At 62.5% G+C, this 18,915-nt stretch carries 17 protein-coding genes and 1 pseudogene; 3 read left to right on the top strand and 15 right to left on the bottom strand.

Translation table 11 applies throughout. The features are described 5' to 3' along the window. The 12 genes and pseudogenes from GYH35_RS34505 to GYH35_RS03235 form a co-directional block, all read right to left on the bottom strand. Positions 1–379, bottom strand: a pseudogene (locus GYH35_RS34505) (type II secretion system F family protein); the annotation flags it as partial. A 3-nt stretch (positions 380–382) separates the two neighbouring features. After that, the gene (locus GYH35_RS03285) at positions 383–1,684 is read right to left on the bottom strand and encodes a CpaF family protein (RefSeq protein ID WP_407700187.1); all 1,302 of its coding nucleotides are present in this window, start codon (positions 1,682–1,684) and stop codon (positions 383–385) included. Between the two features lie 65 nt (positions 1,685–1,749). Further along, on the bottom strand, positions 1,750–2,943 hold the full coding sequence (locus tag GYH35_RS03280) for an AAA family ATPase (protein WP_161827642.1): 1,194 nt from the start codon (positions 2,941–2,943) through the stop codon (positions 1,750–1,752). Continuing rightward, complete coding sequence (locus tag GYH35_RS03275; protein WP_161827641.1) at positions 2,940–3,425, bottom strand: TadE/TadG family type IV pilus assembly protein; 486 nt, start codon at positions 3,423–3,425, stop codon at positions 2,940–2,942. The genes GYH35_RS03280 and GYH35_RS03275 overlap by 4 nt, the downstream gene beginning before the upstream one ends. Positions 3,426–3,427: 2 nt before the next feature. After that, positions 3,428–3,898, bottom strand: coding sequence for a TadE/TadG family type IV pilus assembly protein (locus GYH35_RS03270; RefSeq protein WP_161827640.1), 471 nt, complete (start codon positions 3,896–3,898; stop codon positions 3,428–3,430). Further along, entirely contained in the window at positions 3,895–5,178 is a 1,284-nt protein-coding gene (locus GYH35_RS03265; RefSeq protein ID WP_161827639.1) for a pilus assembly protein TadG-related protein, read from the bottom strand. Before GYH35_RS03265 ends, GYH35_RS03270 begins: the two co-directional genes overlap by 4 nt. Positions 5,179–5,215: 37 nt before the next feature. Then, complete coding sequence (locus GYH35_RS03260) at positions 5,216–5,494, bottom strand: hypothetical protein (protein WP_161827638.1); 279 nt, start codon at positions 5,492–5,494, stop codon at positions 5,216–5,218. A 30-nt stretch (positions 5,495–5,524) separates the two neighbouring features. Further along, on the bottom strand, positions 5,525–7,057 hold the full coding sequence (locus GYH35_RS03255) for a type II and III secretion system protein family protein (RefSeq protein ID WP_161827637.1): 1,533 nt from the start codon (positions 7,055–7,057) through the stop codon (positions 5,525–5,527). Between the two features lie 82 nt (positions 7,058–7,139). Then, positions 7,140–7,940 (bottom strand): Flp pilus assembly protein CpaB, encoded by an 801-nt coding sequence (cpaB, locus tag GYH35_RS03250; RefSeq protein ID WP_202624049.1) that lies wholly within the window; start codon positions 7,938–7,940, stop codon positions 7,140–7,142. Then, a complete protein-coding gene (locus GYH35_RS03245) occupies positions 7,937–9,283 on the bottom strand; it encodes an AAA family ATPase (RefSeq protein WP_161827636.1) in 1,347 nt (448 codons plus the stop codon). The genes cpaB and GYH35_RS03245 overlap by 4 nt, the downstream gene beginning before the upstream one ends. A gap of 27 nt (positions 9,284–9,310) precedes the next feature. Beyond that, on the bottom strand, positions 9,311–9,835 hold the full coding sequence (locus GYH35_RS03240; RefSeq protein WP_161813609.1) for an A24 family peptidase: 525 nt from the start codon (positions 9,833–9,835) through the stop codon (positions 9,311–9,313). A gap of 68 nt (positions 9,836–9,903) precedes the next feature. Continuing rightward, on the bottom strand, positions 9,904–10,098 hold the full coding sequence (locus GYH35_RS03235) for a Flp family type IVb pilin (RefSeq protein ID WP_161813610.1): 195 nt from the start codon (positions 10,096–10,098) through the stop codon (positions 9,904–9,906). Positions 10,099–10,443: 345 nt separating this feature from the next. Between GYH35_RS03235 and GYH35_RS03230 the strand changes: the two genes are divergently transcribed. Further along, positions 10,444–11,262, top strand: coding sequence for a helix-turn-helix domain-containing protein (locus GYH35_RS03230; protein ID WP_161813611.1), 819 nt, complete (start codon positions 10,444–10,446; stop codon positions 11,260–11,262). Between the two features lie 46 nt (positions 11,263–11,308). Here the strand turns inward: GYH35_RS03230 and GYH35_RS03225 are convergent, their stop codons facing one another. Beyond that, on the bottom strand, positions 11,309–12,298 hold the full coding sequence (locus GYH35_RS03225; protein ID WP_161827635.1) for an alpha/beta fold hydrolase: 990 nt from the start codon (positions 12,296–12,298) through the stop codon (positions 11,309–11,311). Positions 12,299–12,428: 130 nt separating this feature from the next. On the opposite strand from GYH35_RS03225, the gene GYH35_RS03220 reads away from it, so the two are divergent. Then, positions 12,429–13,022 (top strand): CGNR zinc finger domain-containing protein, encoded by a 594-nt coding sequence (locus GYH35_RS03220; protein ID WP_161827634.1) that lies wholly within the window; start codon positions 12,429–12,431, stop codon positions 13,020–13,022. A 3-nt stretch (positions 13,023–13,025) separates the two neighbouring features. On the opposite strand, the gene GYH35_RS03215 is transcribed toward GYH35_RS03220, so the two are convergent. Further along, positions 13,026–13,880, bottom strand: coding sequence for a DUF4349 domain-containing protein (locus GYH35_RS03215; protein ID WP_161827633.1), 855 nt, complete (start codon positions 13,878–13,880; stop codon positions 13,026–13,028). 132 nt (positions 13,881–14,012) lie between these two features. Beyond that, positions 14,013–16,226 carry a hypothetical protein gene (locus tag GYH35_RS03210; RefSeq protein WP_161827632.1) on the bottom strand — a complete coding sequence of 738 codons (2,214 nt, stop codon included), beginning with the start codon at positions 16,224–16,226 and terminating at the stop codon, positions 14,013–14,015. A 241-nt stretch (positions 16,227–16,467) separates the two neighbouring features. Between GYH35_RS03210 and GYH35_RS03205 the strand changes: the two genes are divergently transcribed. Beyond that, complete coding sequence (locus GYH35_RS03205; protein ID WP_161827631.1) at positions 16,468–18,891, top strand: DUF6351 family protein; 2,424 nt, start codon at positions 16,468–16,470, stop codon at positions 18,889–18,891. The last annotated feature ends 24 nt before the right edge of the window (positions 18,892–18,915 follow it).

Here is an 18,915-nt window from a genome sequence, read left to right as displayed (position 1 = left end):
CGCCCGCGAGCGCCACTGGCCACCATCGCGACAGGAGCCAGCCCGCGAGCGTGCCGCCGATGAATAAACAAACTGCGAGCAGTACGAGACGATAGGCGGTGGTCTCGCGCCCCGCCTGCTCCAGGATGCGGGCCAGGCGCTCCATGCCGGGCAGGGATTCCAGCGTCCGCTCGAACGGCGACAGGTCGCGCAGATACTTTTCCCGGAGCAAAGATGTGAATTCCGGCCCTCCGGACGCATCGGCGAGCCGTTGCAACCGCTCGTGGATGCGCTTACTCATCTTGCGCGAGTCGCTGAAGACCGGAACCACCGTGCCCTGCAGGAGCAACACCACGGTGAAGAACACCAGCAGAACGAACAGCCAGATGCCGTTGGACATGACTTATCTCCGCGTGAACTGAGCGCCTGAAGCGTCGGTGCGGAACACGTCGATCGGCAGCTCGATGCCACGGGCGTGCACTTCCCGCAGGAACGCCGGAACGATGCCCGTCGGCTTCAGCTCGCCGAGCACGTTGCCCTTCGCATCGATGCCGCGACGCTCGAAGGCGAACAGCTCCGTCGAGGTGATGATGTCGCCCTCCATGCCGTTGATCTCCTGCAGGCTGACGACGCGCCGCCGGCCGTCTTCCATGCGCTCGACTTGAATGACGATGTCGATCGCCGAGGCGATCTGCGAGCGCAGCGCCTTGGTGGGAAAGCTGATGCCGGTCATCGACACCATGTTTTCGATTCGGCCGAGAGCATCGCGCGGCGTGTTGGCATGAATGGTCGTCAATGAACCGTCATGTCCAGTGTTCATCGCTTGCAACATGTCCAACGCTTCGCCACCGCGAACTTCGCCCAGCACGATGCGATCGGGCCGCATGCGCAAGCTGTTTCTCACCAGGTCGCGCTGCGTGACTGCGCCGCGGCCTTCGATGTTCGGTGGGCGTGTTTCCAATCGAACGACGTGCGGCTGTTGCAGCTGCAGCTCCGCGGAGTCCTCGATGGTGACGATACGATCGGTGTCTGGAATGAAACCGGACATCAAGTTGAGCAGCGTGGTCTTGCCCGCGCCGGTGCCGCCGGAGACCACGACGTTCAAGCGCGTCTTCACGATCGCATCCATGACTTGCGCGATCGCCGCCGTCAGGCTGCCGAGTTGGATGAGATCGGCGATGCTGAGCAATTCGACGGCGAAACGCCGGATCGACAGCGTGGGGCCGTCGATGGCCAGCGGCGGAATGATTGCGTTGACGCGCGAGCCGTCCTTCAGACGGGCGTCTACCATCGGCGACGACTCGTCGATGCGGCGCCCGACCGCCGATACGATGCGATCGATGATATTCAGCAAGTGAGCGTCGTTCGTGAACGTGATGTTGGTGAGCTCGAGCTTGCCGCGGCGCTCGACATAGACCTGGCGGGCGCCGTTGACCAGGATATCCGAGACGGTTTTATCGGCGAGCAGCGGCTCGAGCGGCCCGAGCCCGAGCACCTCATCCTCGATGCGGCGAATGATGCGTTGACGTGAAGCAATGCTGAGCGGTGCGCGCTCCTCGGCGATGAGGTTTTCGCAGACCTCGCGGATCTGCCGGCGGGCGTCCTTGTCTTCCACGCCGCCCAGCAACGACAGATCGAGCACTTTGAGCAGGCGCTGATAAACGGTCTCCTTCCACTCCCGCTCGGCCGGCGACAGCGGCCGCATGCGGTCATCGGCCTCGCCGGGCTCGCCCGATGCCGAGTGTTTGGCAGCCAGACTGAGGTCTGCGCTCATCGTGATCTCCCAGGAATCAAGCTGGAAAAGGTGCGCGCGATAACGCTGGAGCGCGGCTGGGCGGAGCTGCCGCCGAGACGTGTTTCCAAAGTCATCACCGCGCGCGTGATGGATGCGGACCCGGCGTAGTCGAGCAGGGCAGTGCCGCTATTGATGCATTCCGAAACGGTTTTGAAATCGTTGGGCACGAGCGCGGGCGCGTTGCATGCCAGGGTCTTCTGGATATCCTCGACGCCGATTTCCGAGCTCTTCTCATGGCGATTGACGACGACGCACAGCTGATCCTTGGCGACTCCAACATCCGAGCGCAGCCATTGAATCAGGCGTGTCGCGTCGCGCACGGCAGTCACGGATTGCTGAAGAACGATGACGATCTGATTCGCTCGCTGCATCACCGCTGTCGTGACGGCATCCACGCATCGGGGCATGTCGACGACGACGTGCTCATGCGTGCGCAGCGTGACTTCCAGGAGTTGGCTGACCGCACTGGCGGAGATCGTCCCCGGCGCGAGCGGCTCATCCGCGGCGTGACTCAGAACGTTCAGCCCAGACGCGTGCTTTGCGAAGTAGCCATCGAGCGCTACTTCGTCGAGATGGCTCAAGTTCTCCAGCGCCTGCGCTATGCCGCGTTTGGGATAAAGATCCAGATAGAGCGGGGCGGCGCCGAACTGCAAGTCGAGATCGAGCAGCGCCGCGCGTCGCTTCGATTTCGCAGCGAGCACGTGTGCGACATTACATGCAAGCATGGTCGCGCCACAGCCGCCCTTGGCATTCATGAACACCGAGATCCGCGCGGCCGTCACCGGCGCCGGCCGGCGGCGCTCCTCCTGCGTGCGTTGAATCGCTTGTAACAGGTCGGCCGGGTTGAGCGGGTCAGGAATGAGATCTCGAGCGCCGGCCTGCATCGCCAGGCGCATCACGTTCATCTCATTGGCGCCACCGACCACGATGAGTGCGGGCCTGCGGTCCGGCGAGCGCGCCGCAATCGCTTCCAACTCCTCACGCCACAAGTGGCTCAAATGCACGATGACGACATCGGGCAGGGAATCCACGCCATGCAACGGATCCACGTGCCCATTGCTGTTGAGCTGCAGCGACGGATTGAAATCCGCAGCCACCAGGATCTGCTCGAGGCGATCGAGCATGTCCTTACGGCGCGAGACCAGCAGGAGATTGAGCGGATGCGTCATGCGGGCACTACCGTGCAGGGAAGGAAGGCCTGTTGCGTCGGCGAATACCCGAGGCTCTCGATGGGCAGCGTCGCGGTGAACGCCGGCATCAGGAATTCGGGCATGACGAACGGAATCAGCAATTGGACCGTGTAGTCGACGATCTGCACCCGGACGTAGCGGATGGCTGCGAAGCTTCCCGCAGGATTGGGCAGCGTCGCGCCCGCCTGATCCAGATAGGAAACCACGACGTTGTCGGTCGTCAGACCCGGAGCGACGAGACTGTTGCCATTGGCCGTGGCGAAGATCGCGACGCGCGCCGGCCCCGGATCGCCGACGGGACAGATCGCGGCTACGCGGGCGCCACGACGCGTGCTCTCCGAGAGAGCATTGGCAATGAACAGCGCCCGGCCGAATTCGATCACGCCGAACATCACCGTGAGCAGCACGGCGCCGACGATGGCGAACTCGACACAAGTGAGACCTTGTTGATGACGGCGCATGGCTACCTCATGACGACGGCGGCGGAGAGAGTCATGGACAGATCGATTGCGTCCCCGAAACCGAACGTCGGCAGCGTTCCGAGCATGGGCCGATAGACGTACGTCGCAGAGACACGGATGAACCCATCGTCATCGTCAGTCACATCGACAGCAGCCACCGTCAGTTCTGGCAACACCGGTGCGCCCGAGCCAGCGATGTTGCCGGTCACGACCAGATTGCGGGTCGCGCTGCTCATGGCGGGCGTGATGGACACCACTCCCGAGGTGTTGGTTGCGGCGGTCACGGCGTAGCGCGCGCCATCTCGAACGGCTTTGACGAGCGTGTTGTATTGAAACAGGACGCGGCCAACCTCAGCGGTGGCAAACAGCAGCAGGAACAGGACCGGCGCGCAGAGCGCAAACTCGACCGTTGCGAGGCCTCGTTGCCGGCGAGCAAGTGAAGCGGCACTGTGCATGTGAGTCACGACCTTCATGAATCGTTGCTATTGGGGTCGTCGTACAGTTGAATGATCTGCGGCCCGAAGCTGGAGACCGGGTTGGGCCCCGGGGTGCCGTTGACCTGGCAATCTTCGATGAACTGACCGAACACGAACGCGTCGTTGCCGCCGCCGCTGACCGGCTGCAGCAGGAAGAAACAAGCAAAGCCCAGTAGCGGCACCGAGCCTGCGCCGTTGACCGTGCCGGAGCAGTCGCCGACGGGCACCGTCAGCACACGGCGTCCGAACGCGGCTTCGCCGCCTTCCGAGATGGGTAGATGATCGTAGTCGGCGTCGTTGAGCCGCTCCTCATAGTCTCGATGGTCGAACAGCCGATCGCGGATATTCTCCGGCGTGATACGAGTGCTGCCCTGATAGACGTCATAGCCTTGAGAGGGATCGCGCCGCACTCGGGGCACTGCGGTCACTTCCGGCGCCTGGCCTTCCACGATCACATCGGGAGGATAGTCCGTCGAATTCACCGGTCCGCGATATTCGCCGAAGCGCGTGTTCAAGCCGTGTGACACCGGGCCGACGTCGCCGCCTGGCTCGGTTTCTATCGTGCTGCCGGTGGTCATACAGGCGCTGTAGCTGCCTGCCATGTTTTCAAGAACGTTCCTGCCGCCGGGTCCGCCGAGCCGAACCAACTGAAAGTTGCCGGGCCCGACCGCGGACTGACCGCCCGGCGCGGCGTTCTTGAGCACGACAGGCGCGTAACGCTCGTAGCCCCACGTGCCCGGTCCACCTGGAGCACCGCACACCATCATGGGCGCGAGGTTACAAACGGTACTGCCGGCGTTGAGTGTGCGCGGGCCGGCAACGGCGGTCGCGGCGACGGTTTTCTCGAATATTCCGCCGACACTCACCAACCATGCAGGCATCACGAACCCAGTAGCGCGCACGCGAACGTAGGGTCCGTTCGGCGCGCCCGGAGCGAACGGCGGCAGTGTCGCGGAAAATTCCACGACGACGGTCAAGTCGCCACCGCCGTCACCATAAGAGATCGCCAGCTCTCGATTGCCTGCAGCGGCTGCATTGCGAGCGAATGCCTCGAACGCGTCGGCCTCGGCTTCGACGATGTTTCCCGCGGTGGCTGCGAGCGTCTTTGCCGCGGCGAGCGCGGCCGCGTCCACGGTGTTCTGCAATCGCGTCTTGTTGAGAAAGGCATGACCCATGTCGAGCGCCAATCCTGCCGTCAGGATCAATGCGCTCATGGCAATCGCGATCAGGACTGCAACGATGCCTCGTTGAGCATGGGGTGATTCGTGCAACTGCATGGCAAGCCTCGCTGCGGAGTGGGCGAACAATGGGCGATCAGTTGGTGCCGACCTCGAAGATGATCGGCTGTTTCACTTCGGTATTGCCCTTCGGGACGTCCTTGCGATAGACATCGAGCGCATTTTCCAGGCGCGCGCCGTCTGTCCCTTCCGGCGGTAGCTCTGCTGGGTTGCTCGCGGCGACGGGATCGAAAATCTGTGCCTGGACCATTTGCTGGACCGAGCTGCCGTAATCGGCATCGGCAAGCGGAGTGTCGGCACAACCGGCGATGGCGACGGTGGCGATGGCGACCGCGGTGGGTTTTGCGATGTTCATGAGTCGTACCTGGCTGGTGGACAATGCGGATCACTTGCTCGGCGGCGTGGCAGGCGGCGCCGGCTTGGCTTTGGGCTCGCCTTCGATCTTGCCGCCGAGGAAAAACGCGGCGTTGCTCGGATCGCCGACGGCGTCGGTCGGCAACTTGATCTGAGCCGGGTTGATCGGCTTGGCCAGTCGCGGCGTGACCATGATCACCAGCTCGGTCTCGCCCTTCTGATAGCTCTGGCTGCGAAACAGGTAACCGAGAATCGGAATGTCGCCGAGGCCGGGAAACTTGTTGATGGCCGAGCGCATGTTTTCATTCATCAGGCCGGCGATGCCGATGGTCTGGCCATCGCTCAGCTCGACGGTCGAGGCCGCGCGCCGCTCCGTCAGCGACGGAATCGTGAATACGGCCGAAGTGCCGATGGGCGTCAGCGCAACGGAGTTGGTATTGGCCAGCTCGCTGACGCTGACGTTGAGCTTGAGGTTGATGCGGCCGCGATCGAGGATCAGCGGGATGAAGGACAGCTTCACGCCGAAGTCCTTGAACTCGATGCCGATCGTGCCGTTGTCCTGCGAGACCGGGATCGGGAAGCTGCCGCCGGACAGGAACTGCGCGTCCTGTCCCGATAAAGTCGTGAGCGTCGGCTCCGCGAGAATCTTCGCCAGGCCGCGGTTCTGATAAGCATCGAGCACCACATTCGCGACGAAGTCGCTGCTCAAGAAGCTGGCGAACAGCCCGGTGCTGTTGATGGTCGGCAGATCCGGCGCGAATTCGTCCAACACCGGCCCGATCGGGTTGCCGCTGCCGGGGGGAAGGCCGAAAATCGGCACGCGCAAGTTGCCAGGCTGGAACAGCGCGTCTGGAAAACTCGCGCCGCCATTGACGCCGCCGGTTACCCATTTTCCGGTGTTTTGTAGCGCGTTGAATTGCGCGTTCAGATTGCGAACGGCTTCGCGGTTCACTTCCGCGATCTTCACTTGCAACATCACTTGATGCGCGCCGCCGACCGTCATCAGGTTGATGATGTCGCCGGACTTCTTATCGGGCTGTTCGCCGCCGCCGCCGCCGGACTGTTGTTTGAACATGATCTTGTCCTTGGCGGTGGCCATTTGCTCCAGATAACCCCGGGCTACCTGGATGGCGGCGTCCATCTTCGTCGCGCTCGAGACCTGTCCCGACAGCACGATGTTTCTTTGCGAGCTCCACAGCTCGACGCTCTCACCGGGCAGGACCGTCGCAAGCTGTTTCTTCAAGCTGTCCAGATCGTGAGTGACGGTGATGTTGAGCGCGCTCACCAGCCGGTCCTCGCGATCCCACAGCATCACGTTGGTGGCGCCGAGATCCTTGCCCAGCACATACAGGCCGTCATCGCCCAGCAGCAGCACGTCGGCGATGTCGGGATTGCCGATGGAAACGCGTTTGACCGGCTCCGGCAGGTCGACGATGCGGCTCTTGTATATCGGCACGGAAAACGTGGTGCTGCGAGTGGCGCGAATGACTTGGTCGCCGGCTTCCTGCGCCGGCGCCGTGATCGACGCCGTCGCGGCGGTCAATCCGATCAGCAGAGCACACACAGTGGATCTGGGGCTTGAGGGACTCATATGGAGAAAGGTCCGTCCTGAAGTTAAGTGAGTGGCAAGTTCAGTGGCTGCTCATTCAAGTGCGGGTCTCGCCGTTGTCGACCAGCGTGCCGCGGATGATCGTCACACTGGGCTCTGCGGGGCGTGGCGGTGCCGGTGCACGCCGCGGCTTGGCAACAGGCGCTGGCGGCGGAGGCTCGGGAGTTGCAGCGAGCTGCGGCCGGAACTCATCGGTGGGGTTGCGCAATGTGAGCTGGATGCGACCCTCTTCGCGAGCGCGCACCAGAACCTCGGCCTCCTGCGGCGTCATTTCCAGCGTGACGGCGCGAACGACCACCGGCTCGTTCTTGTCCTGACTCGACGACTGGTCGACGGCCAGCACGTTGATGTTCATCAAAATGGTTTCGGTCGTGGCGCGGTCGTGGACCTTGCGGGCGGCGACGATGTCGACGCGGTTGCCCGGCAATAAGAAGCCGGCAACGCCAACCACATCGTCGACGCGCACAGTCACCGCTCGCATGTCCGGTTTGATGAGTGCAGCCAGCGTGCTGCCAGCGCCGCTCTTGGTGAAGCGCTCTTTGAGCAAAACCTCGCCGTTGAGCGCCTTTTGCGTGGCGATCAGGCCTTCGACTTCCTGGATGCTGTTGAAGTGATTGCCCAACTGCGTGCCGGTGGGAACGCTGATGACTTTGACGTGACGTCCTTCGAGGGCGGTGCCATAGGGAATTTCCATGGCGGCGACCACGACCGACGCGCCCGGATCCTTGACGTTGCTGGCACGAGTGCGTTGCTCCACCCAGTTCTTCGCCGACCAGGCCGCCGCGGCGCCGAACACCAGCGACAGCAACACCATCGTTACGCCTCGACGCTTCATCATTGCGATCTCCGCAGTTCTGCCCCGGCGTCACCCGTGGACCCCGGCGTGGTTACGAAATAATTGTCCCAAGCCCATTGCAATGCCTGGGTACTCAGGTCGATGCGATCCTCGAGATAGAGGGAACGATCGAGCGCCATGCCGATCAGATCGCGAGGATGGCAGGGGAGCAGCGGCGTGCCGCTGGGCGCGTAGAGCGTATCGATCATGAACTGGCAGATGGCGGCGTCGTAGGACACGCTGCGCGCTTCGCAGGCGCGTTGCCAGATCAAGTGATATTGCTGTGGATTCAACGCATGGAAGCCGATCTTGTAGCCGATGCGACGCAGGAATGCGTCATCGACCAGTTCGTGCGGCTGCAGGTTGGTCGAGAACACCAGGATCACATCGAACGGCGTGCGGAAGTGCTGCCCGGTGTTCATGCTCAGATAATCGACGCCTTCCTCCATCGGCAGGATCCAGCGATTGAGCACCGTGGTCGGTGGAATGCGCTGCCGGCCGAGGTCGTCGAGAATCAACATGCCGCCGTTCGCCTTCACTTGCAGCGGTGCGCGGTACTGACGAGTCGCAGGATCGAACTGCACTTCGAGCATGTCGGCCGTCAGTTCGCCGCCGGTAATGACCAGCGGCCGCTGGCAGAGCACATAACGAGGGTCGTGACCGCGAGTGAGCATCACGACCGGCGAGTTGTCCTGGGCCTGCCGGTGCACGCTGGGGTCGAACACGCGGATCACGGTGTCACCGATGGCAACCGCGTGCGGTATGAGACAGGTGTCCTCGAACAGGCGTGCCAACCGCTGCGTGATGTAGGTCTTGCCCGTGCCAGGCGCGCCGTAAACAAATATTGCCTTGCCGGAGTTCAGCGCCGGCCCGAGCCGATCCAGCAGCGCCGGATCGAGTACGGTGTCGTCGAACGCAGCGAACATCCGCTCGCGGGTGACGCTGCGACCTCGAACGGATTGGGTGAGGACGACCTGGTTGTAATAGTCCAGCGGCACGGGCGTCGGGCCGACGTAACCGCTGGCCATGAGCGAGGCCATCGCCGAGCCGCGACCGCGTTCGGTGAGGGCGTAACCCAATCCCTGGTTATCGCCGTGCTGGGCTCGAATCTCGATGCGGCCCTCCTGGCGCAAAAAGCCGATCAGTTCTTCCAGCAAGCGACCGGATAGCGCGGTGCGGCTCACGAGCTCGCGCATCGACAGCACGCCACCCTCGAACAGATGTTTCTCTATCAGATCGCCGAGGAACGCTGCTGGTAGCCCGGTTGCAGCGAGCGTCTGAGGGCGCGGCGCAACGCGCGCTGCATCCCGGCTCTCTGCATCGTTCGGTGGAGTCTTGTTGTACATGACTTTCTAGTTATCCTGATTCGCCGCTCAGTGGGTCACGATCAACAGTGCAGTAGTCGCGCCGCAGGCGATGGCGATCCCATAAGGGAATCGCTGGTCTGCCGTCGGCGGGGTTTGTCGCGAGCTGCGCATGCTCGCGATGGGAGAAACGATCAGCCCGATCAGCCGATGCAGCGTCGCGCTGGCATGCATGGGCCGGAGCAGCAACATGGCGACACCGAGCAGCGCGCCCGCGATGAGAGTCATGCCGACGGCCAGCAGGGTCGTGCGTGTACCCAGGAAAATGCCGACCGTCGCCATCGCCTTGACATCGCCGGCGCCGAAGGCGCGCAGCACATAAAAAGGTAGAAACATGGCGAAACCGACTGCCGCGCCGCCCAGGGCGGACAGCAGTCCGGCTTCGCCATGCATCCAGAGTTGTGAAGAGAGCCCGATGATTGCCGCCGCCGCGCACAGCAGATTGGGGATGCGATGCGTGCGCCAGTCGACGATGGCGACGCATAGAACGAACAGGATCAACGCGGCGTCGAGGGGGCTGGCGGTGACGAGCATTCGAGAATCCCGGTGGCCGGCGGTGAAGGAGGAGAGCACACGGGGCGGTGCTCTCCTCAAACGCAGTGTTACGGTGCGTTCGCGTTGGCGGCGGTCAGGACGGCCACGAGGCGCTCGATGGCGATCTGCACTTGCGCGCCAAGGTTGGTGAACGCGGCGGCCACGGCCAGCCCGATCAGCCCGCCGGCGATCGCATACTCGACCACCGTCAAACCTTCTTCTTCGCGAATGAACTCGGCCACAGCCTGTTTCAGATTGATCATTGCTCGACTCCTCAATTTTAGAATCACCCGAAAAACTGGGCCGGGTGCCAAAGCCCTTTCTTCCCCGCTGCCGCGGTGACGTGGACTCTCCGGCAAGTGCGCCGCGCATTTCGCGGATGTTCTTGCGAACGGCCAGGACGTTTTTGCCGATAGCAGCTCCGCGCGTGTCGAAAATCACATTCGCTACGTGTTCACCACGACCCGAACCGAGTCCAGGATGGGATACATATGTGGCTAGCCGCAGGCGCTAAAAAGAAAGTGATCGACATCACTAAAGGAACATTTCTCGGCGCGTAGTCTCAGGACCGTCGTTATCTGCGGCGCTGATTGGGGAGAGGTCGGGTCATGCTGCTTTGGGTGGACATGTGCTGCGGTGCGCACGGTGCGGCATCGTCGGCGGAGTTTTCTCGCCATTGCCAGGTACGGCCCACCGATCAACAACATCTGTGGGCCGCGCTGTCGCTGGCGTCCAACGCGGATGTGATTTGTTTCGATTTCGAGCATCCGGACATGAGCTGTCTGAAGTTCATGACCGACACCAAGGCCCGGTTTCCGTCGGTGCCCATCATCATGTTGATGTCCCAACAGTCGGCGGACGTGGTGCTGTGGGCGCTGCGGACGCGGATCTTCGATGTTTTGTTAAAACCGCTGACCGCGCGCGACGTTTTGCGTTGTGTGCAGCGCCTGTCGCCGGTGCTCGAAGCACGGCGGACCCAGTCGACCCGAGCCAATGCCACCGGCGCCGAGGCGATTCCGGACGAGACCCGCTACCACGCCCGCCGCAGCTCCCGGGGCAAGCTGGATGGCGTGTTGGGATACATCGAAAAGAACTACGCCCAGCCGATCAGCGAACAGGAGGTGGCGAAGGAGTGCGGGCTGTCGCCGTTCGAATTCAGCCGGGCGTTCCGGGCGGCGCATGGCATCACGTTCAGGGATTACCTTAGCGAGTGCCGCCTGGTGCAGTCCAAGCGGCTGCTGGGGATTGCGCAAGTTTCGGTGAGCGATGTCGCGGCCATGGCCGGGTTCAACGATCCGTCGTACTTCGCCCGGTTGTTTCGCAAGCGCACCGGCAGCTCGCCGAGCGCCTATCGCGCATCGCTGTTGACCCTGAAGGGCGCCGGCACTGCCGGTTTGGTCGAGGCCGACTCGGAAGCGACGGGTTGACGGGCAAGGGATGCTCGTCCGTGAGCGTCCCTTGCGATGTTTCGAATCACCGTGACGGCAGGTGTCGATCCAGGAAATTCACCATCAGCGCCGCGATCTCCGTGCCTTTGTCCTCCAGTGCGAAGTGGCCCGAGTCGAGGAGGTGCAGTTCCGCCTTCGGCAAGTCACGCAAGTACGCTTGTGCGCCCTCGGCCGGGAAGATCTTGTCGTTGCGGCCCCAGACGATCAGGGTCGGCGGTTGCCGGTTACGGAAGAACTCGTGGAATTTCGGATACAACGCGACGTTGGTTCGATAATCGTAGAACAGATCGAGTTGGATCTCCGCGTTGCCCGGTCGATCCAATAACGCCTGATCGACCAGCCAGGCCGTCGGATCGATGCGTGACGGATCCTTCACACCATCCAGATATTGTTCGCGCGTGGCCGCCAACGTCGTCGCTCCGCGCAGCACTTCTCTATCGGCTTTTGAGCCGCTCGCCCAATAGGCCTTGATCGGATCCCAGAACGCCTTGAGTCCTTCCTCATAGGCGTTGCCGTTCTGCACGACCAGCGCAGTCACTCTATCTGGATGTTTCAAGGCCAGGCGGTAGCCCACCGGTGCGCCGTAATCCATCACATAGAGCGCATATCGGTCGGCACGCAACTCGGTCAGAAGGCGATCGGTCAGATCGGCCAGGTGAGCGAAGGTGTATTGGAATTGTTCGCGCGGCGGAGCTGCGCTGTGGCCAAAGCCTGGGTAGTCCGGTGCGATGACGCGATATTTCGTCGCGAGCGCCGGGATCAGGTTCCGATACATGTTCGAGGAGGTCGGAAAGCCGTGCAGGAGCACGACAATCGGTGCGTTGGCGGGGCCGGCCTCTCGATAGAAGACCTCGATACCGTCAATGCGCTTGGTGCGATAGCGGACGGCGTCTTGGCTGGACACTGCAGTAGGGGACGCCTTGCCATTGCTGTCCGCGAATACGGGAGTCGCTGTGGCAAGCGCAAGGACGGCGGCCGCGATCGGCTGCCACAAACGGGTTTGCTGGGTTCTCATGACGAATCTCTGCTGAGGTGAGTGGGACGATGTAACCTTCATGCGCGCGGTTAATACGTTACGGAGTCATATCGTAACTTGTCAATACCGATTTTAAAGGTTACTATGCATTGGCGTTTCCGAGGTGCCCATGCAGCCCTTATTCATTGGCAGCCTTCTGGCTGCGGATTTCCTGAACACGGCCTTTGAGCCGCACGGCGAGCACATCGAAGTCATTGGCGACGGCAAGCAGTTGCTGGAATGGCTGCAAGCGGCGGGCGTGATGGATGTCGAGCAAGCGGCTCGATTCGCACGCAAGCTGGGAGCGAAAGGACTCGATGCAGCGGCTACGGAAGTCCGGAAGCAGCGCGAGTGGGCGCGTGCCTGGCTGACGCGCTGGAGGTCAGCGCCGGGCAGGGACTACGCCGCCGAGATCGACCATCTCAACGACCTGTTGGAGAATCTGAGCGTCAGACACGAAGTCGCACGGACCAAGGAGGGGCTGGAGCGTGTCACTCGATTCCAGATCGAATCCGCCGATGAATTGCTCGCGGTGCTCGCTTCCGCTATCGGGGATCTCGTGACACAAGAAGACCCGACGCTGTTGAAGTCCTGCGCCGGCGACGGTTGCACGCTTTGGTTCCTCGATCGCACCAAAGCGCATCGACGGATGTTTTGTAGCGCTGCCGGCTGTGGCAACCGCGCGAAAGTTGCGGCTTTTCGGGAACGGCAGCGCGAGCAGTAGTAGCTAAACGGTCTGCTGTCGGCGCGCCAGCTTGCGGCCAATCCACTGCCAGAACAGTCGCAGCAGGAACAGGCCGGGCAGGATCACGACCAGCCAGGGCACGAGCACCGCGAAGAAGCGGATTACCATGCTGACGGCTTCGCGGAAATCGCTGCCGAAGGAGCGAAGTGCGTCTCTCACTGGAGTTTGTTCGGAAGTGTAGTCCTGCCGCGGCAGAGAGAGATTGATCGTCAGCAGATCGGTGTCGATGCGACGACGCAGGTTTGCACGCTGCGTGCTCATCGAGTCGAGCTGCGACTGCACGCTCGCCAGTTCCTTCGATACCGTGATGAGCTGGTCGATCTTGATGTCCTTGTTCTTCATGAACTCGGTCAGTCGATCCCGATGCAACGTCAGCAGCGCAATCTGTCGCTCGGTATCGGCCACCGGTTCCGCCAGATCCTCGGCGCGGGTGTTCCGAGATGTGACTTCGGCATCCTTGCCGGCAAGAGCAATGATGGGCTCGACGCCGCCGGGCGCGAGCCGCATTCGAATATTGCCGCTCGGTAGATCTTGATTCGACGACAGCGCCACATCGAGCACGGTGCAGTTGGAGGCGCTATCCGCGTTGCATGCTGCTTCGATTTCACGCAGACGCGTCGGGAGCAGCTCGCGTCCCATCTCGATCGAGATCACGTGCTCGTAGGCGAGCGTGTCGATCCGGCGTGCGCCGCCTTGAGCAGGTGGGGCGAGTGGGGCCGTGGTGCGCGCCTGCGGAATAGCCATCGCTTCCAGCTGGTACGACTTGTCACTGCAGCCGGCCAGGCAGCAAATCACGAGGAACGATGCAAGGCTGAGAAAGGGGGTGGTGCGACTCATGCTGGCCCCGACGTTGTCGATCCCGCTGACGCGCCGATGATAATGGAACATCGGCGCGTGCGTTCGCGATCTATTGTGGCAACGTCGGCGTGGCTGGAAACGTCAATGAATCGTCAATGAACCGTTCATGAGTCAGGGCTCGACGGCCACAACATCGTCATACTGCGTCGTAGTCTTGTACATGATCGGACCGTAGCGACCGCTCGCGTGCGAGCTATCTACCGCCTCCAGTCGCAGCACTTCGTTGATATAGACGCGCAGTTGCGCGCCGATTGCTTCGAAGCGCACGCGATACCAATTGTTTGTTCCGATGCTGAGTGGCGCGCTATCCAGTTCGACGATGCTGCCGCCCACGAGTTTCTTCAGGGACACCGTATTGTCGTTGCGCAGGGTGACGTAATAGTAGTTGCCTTCGTCTCGATATCGGGCGGCCAGCCCGAACCAGTTGTTGGCGCCCGCAGTCGCGGTGCGCCGCATCCGCGAGTGAATGATTTGATCGCCCGTTGCGATGCCGGTGATGGCTCGAGCGCCCGAGGTCATGTCACTCTGCGTGTAAGTAAAGTCGGCCAGGCGGTTCCATGTGCCGGTCTGATCCCATTCCCAACTCGAATCGCGCTGACTGGCGAATTGGTGGGTCGCCAGCGTGGTCTGGGGATTGGAGCTGAGAACGACGTTGTCCACGTCGGCCTGCGTCTTGTACATCATGACGCCGGCCCGGCCATGATCCAGCGCGTCGTCGCTGGCTTCGGCCAGCAAGCGATTGTCTACGTATACGCGCAGGCGCGTGCCGATGGTTTCCAGCCGTACGCGATAGCTTCGATTGAGCGTGACCGCCAGCTCCGCCGACGCCAGCGTCGTGAAGGTCCCATTGACCATCCGTCGCAGCAGCAGTGTGTTGTTGTTCCGGATCGTGATGTAGTAATAGTTGGCCGCGTCGGTGTAGCGGGTGACCAGGCCGAACCATTTGTCTCCAGGGGTGCTGGCGAATGCCGTCGGCTTGATGTCCGCCTCGATCGATTGGTTGGTCCGATCGGTATTGCTCCAGAGCGCGGCAGCGTTGCTGACGGTGCTCGTTTGGCGATACACGCGCGAGGCGGCCGTCGTGGCCACGGTAAAGCTGCTGCCGGCCAGTGGATTCCAATCGCTCGCATTGCCGTCTTCGAAGGAATCCTGGAGCGTGGCGGGCTGTTCGAAGCTCGGCGGCAGCTCGTAAACATAGACCGATCGGTTCGCGAGCACGCCGACCGCGACCTGCCTGCCTCTGAGGTCGGCCCAATTGCCGAAGTACTGATCCGGGCCTCGATCGCTCGCCAGCAGTTTCGCCGCATGTCGATACGTGCCCTGGCCATCGCGCTCGAACAACGAGATCGAGCCGGTGTACTGGCCATGCAATCTATCGATCGGCTGCGTCAGCATCGCCAGGGTTTCCGACATCTCGATGTCGCGCGGGCTGTAAACATCGAGAAAATCCGGCCGCTGCAGCCTGTCCGTCGAAGTGTAGATCGCTGTGGTCGGATCGCGGCGGAACGCCAGCGCTCCCCGGGCCGCGGGACCGCCGGCGAGGGCGTAGCCGCTATCGATGGCGACCGGGGCGCCGTAGCCGCCATCCGGATGCTCCGGGGATTGCACGATGAGCTGGTACGGAATCTGCCCAAACTCGCCTTCGGAAATACGCGGGTAAAGTTGCGGAGCGTAGATCGACTCGATCGTCGTATTGCCGTTCGGCGCAACGTCGACATCGCCGCGTTGGTCTTCGTTCTCGCAGAGGTCATCCGGGCCCGGCGGCACGGCCGGGGTCGAGCGGACCAGCTGCCACTCGCCGCTGGTGGGGTGCCTGCGATAGACATTGCTCGACCAGTCGCAGTAGCCGTTCGTGACCACGATGGCGCCGCCGTTCAACGCCAGGTCCATGCCGTTGGTCTGGATGGGCGAGGCGACCTCCGACCACGTGCCGCCCTGGCGCATGAAGATCCAGCTGGCGCTTTCCTTCACGATGACGGCCACATCGTCCTCGATCGCCAGCCTGACCGACGGCTCGTTGATATCGTCGTAGAAAGTGAACTGGTGAAGTTGCCGCACCGGAGACCAGCTGCCATCCGGCTGGCGCTGATATAGCCACGTGACGTTGCTGACGTACAGCGTGTCGTCGTATCGGGAGCCGCTGGCAAGCAGCCACTCGCCATCGATGGCGACCGCGGTGGGCCAGTCGTAGCTCGGATCCGGGCTTGGAATGCGCGCGGACTCTTCCAGCACCTGCGGGCCGCTCATTCCGGCGAGCGGCGTCATCGACAGCAGCGCAAGAAACGTTTGTATGCAACGGCGCTGTGTTCCCCATCGAGCAGTCATGGACGCCCCCTTTCCGTTGTGAGTTCGTCGTGTTTCCAGGCGCAGCTGGCAAATACACGTTGGAAGAGCAGGCCAAGTTCCTTGGCGTCCGCCGCCGCCAGCAAAAATATTTGTGACCGCCAGTGGCGGATCGCGGGCGCGATTGCAATCTCGATTGCCCGAGAGTATTCCTACCGGCACGCGACGCGAGACGCAGAGCTCGGCGCGTGAAATCTACAAAGCATCAGACGGGGGATCGCTCATGACGACGGATCGGCGTCGGTTGAAATTCGTCCGCGCTTGCTTCAGGCCGGCAGTGGCGATGATTGCGTTGATAGGCACGGCGTTCGCGCATGCTCACGACAACGATCGTGGCCGCGGGCACGACAAAGACGATCACGGTGGGTGGGGCGGTAAGGGCCAGTCGGTTGAATTGCGCGTGCTCTCCAGTCCCGCCCGGTATGTTTCCGGCGGCGACGCTCGCATCGAAGTTCGTGTCCCGCCTGGTCTGCAGAACAAAGTCGAGCTGTATCTGAACGGTCGCCGGCTGCAGGCCGAGCTCAAGCCCACCGGCAAGGATCGGGTGCAAGCCGTGATCAACGGGCTCGCGCCGGGCGAGAATCGCCTGGAGGCGCTGATCAAGGGGCGCTGGGATCGGGATGCGCTCAAGCTGACCAACTATCCGGTCACCGGGCCGATGTTCTCCGGCCCGCAACAGCATCCGTTCGTGTGTACAACGACGCAGAGTGCGGTCGGTCGGCAACCTATCGTCGAGAGCGCGGCCCCGCCGGGCACTCGGGTCTTCGACAGCGCCGGCAACGTGATTGGATACAGTCGCGACTGCTCGATCGACACATTCGTCACTTATCTCTATCGCACGACCGGCAACGCGTGGGCTGTCATGCCGGCCGATGGCAGCCGGCCGGCGGATCTGGCGCAGGCGACATTGCCGGATGGGCGCGTCGTCGATTTCATCGTGCGCCGTGAGGTCGGCTCGATCAATCGGTTCCTGTACAGCTTCGCGATGCTGGCGCCGGCCGGGGAGCAGGCCGGCAAGCCCGACCTGAGTCGCTGGAACGGCCGCTTGCTCTATTGGTTCCAGGGCGGCGTCGCCATCGGTCATTCGCAGGGCACGGTACACGGCGGCTCGCTGAATCCCGACATTCTCCGGCTCGGCTACGCCATCGCGCACTCGAGCGGCAATAACACCGGCACGCATTACAACCTGCAGTTGGCCGGCGAGACCATGATGATGACCAAGGAGCGCTTCATCGAGCGCTATGGCGTGCCGAGTTACACCGTCGGTCTGGGCGGGTCGGGTGGCGCGATCCAACAGTACATCCTCGGCCAGAATCAGCCCGGTCTGCTCGATGCGCTGCTGCCGGTGCAGTCGTATCCCGACATGGTCACGCAAACCATCCATGTCGGCGATTGCGAGCTGCTCGAGCACTACATGGACGCGACCGATCGCACCAATCCCAAGTGGCGCGTCACCAAGAATCGCAGCTGGCTGGTCGGCATGAACGCCGAGGAAGGGTTCGACAAGGTGAACGATCCGCTCGCGCAATTGAAACTTGCGCTCGGCTACAGCACCGCGGTCGGCACGACTGAATGTGTGCCGGCATGGCGTGGGCTGTCGCCGCTTGCGATGAATCCGTGGTACGGCCAGGCGCCCAATCAACAGAACTACGAGCCGCAATCCGACATCGCAGCGATTCGCTGGACGCATTGGGACGATCTGCGAAACATTTATGGGGTCGATGAGACCGGCGCGGCGCGCCCGACCTGGGACAACGTCGGCGTGCAGTACGGACTGCGATCGTTGCAGGAGAGCAAGATCACGTTCGAGGAGTTCCTGAATCTGAACTGGAACATCGGCGGCTGGAAACAGCCGAGCGAGATGGTGCAGGAAGGCTTCCCGTTCCTCGGCACGACGCCTGCGGAGATCAACAAGGCGCTGACCGTGCCCGGCTACTTCGATCCCTGGAGTCGACGCAATATGAATCTCAGCACCGATCCGACGCAGCCGGCGCCGCGAACCACCGGCGATCTGCGCGCGATCCGTGGCGCGTACGCGTCGGGCATGGTGTTCCATGGCAAGCTCGATCGGCCGACGATCGATCATCGTCAGTACATGGAGCGCGAGCTCGACATGCACAACGTGCATCAGAGCTTTGCCGTGCGCCAGCGTGTACTGGAACGCATGGGCAACAGCGACACGCTGGTGATCTGGTTCACCGACACCGTGCCCGGCGTGCCGAAGGCCAGCCAATCCATGGATGCCATCGCCGTGATGGATGAATGGATGCGAAACATTCAAAGGAACCCACACAAGGGCATCCGTCGCAACCGGCCGGCTCGCGCGGTCGACAGCTGCTTCGACGTGACCGGCAAGCTGATCTACGCGGGTGACGATGCCTGGAATGGCATTCTCGACGACAAGGCCGCTGGCCCATGCACCCAGCGGTTCCCGATCTATTCGACCTCGCGCATCGTGGCCGGCGCGCCGATCGAAGGGGGCATTTATAAGTGTGCGCTGAAGCCGGTGGAGAAGGCGGTCAGGGACGGCGTGTATGCGCCGTGGACGCCGACTTCGGAGCAAGTGACGAAGCTGAAGCAGATCTTCCCGAGCGGCGTGTGCGACTACAGCCGGCCGGACCAGGGGCGGCCCTGGCACCGGGATTGAGATGAATGGAGCGCTGGCGCCCTC

The sequence above is a fragment of the Steroidobacter agaridevorans genome (assembly GCF_009932555.1).
In the GTDB taxonomy this organism is placed as follows: domain Bacteria; phylum Pseudomonadota; class Gammaproteobacteria; order Steroidobacterales; family Steroidobacteraceae; genus Steroidobacter; species Steroidobacter agaridevorans.
The sequence above is the reverse complement of the archived record's forward strand: the minus strand, read 5'-3'. Positions and strand labels throughout refer to the sequence as shown.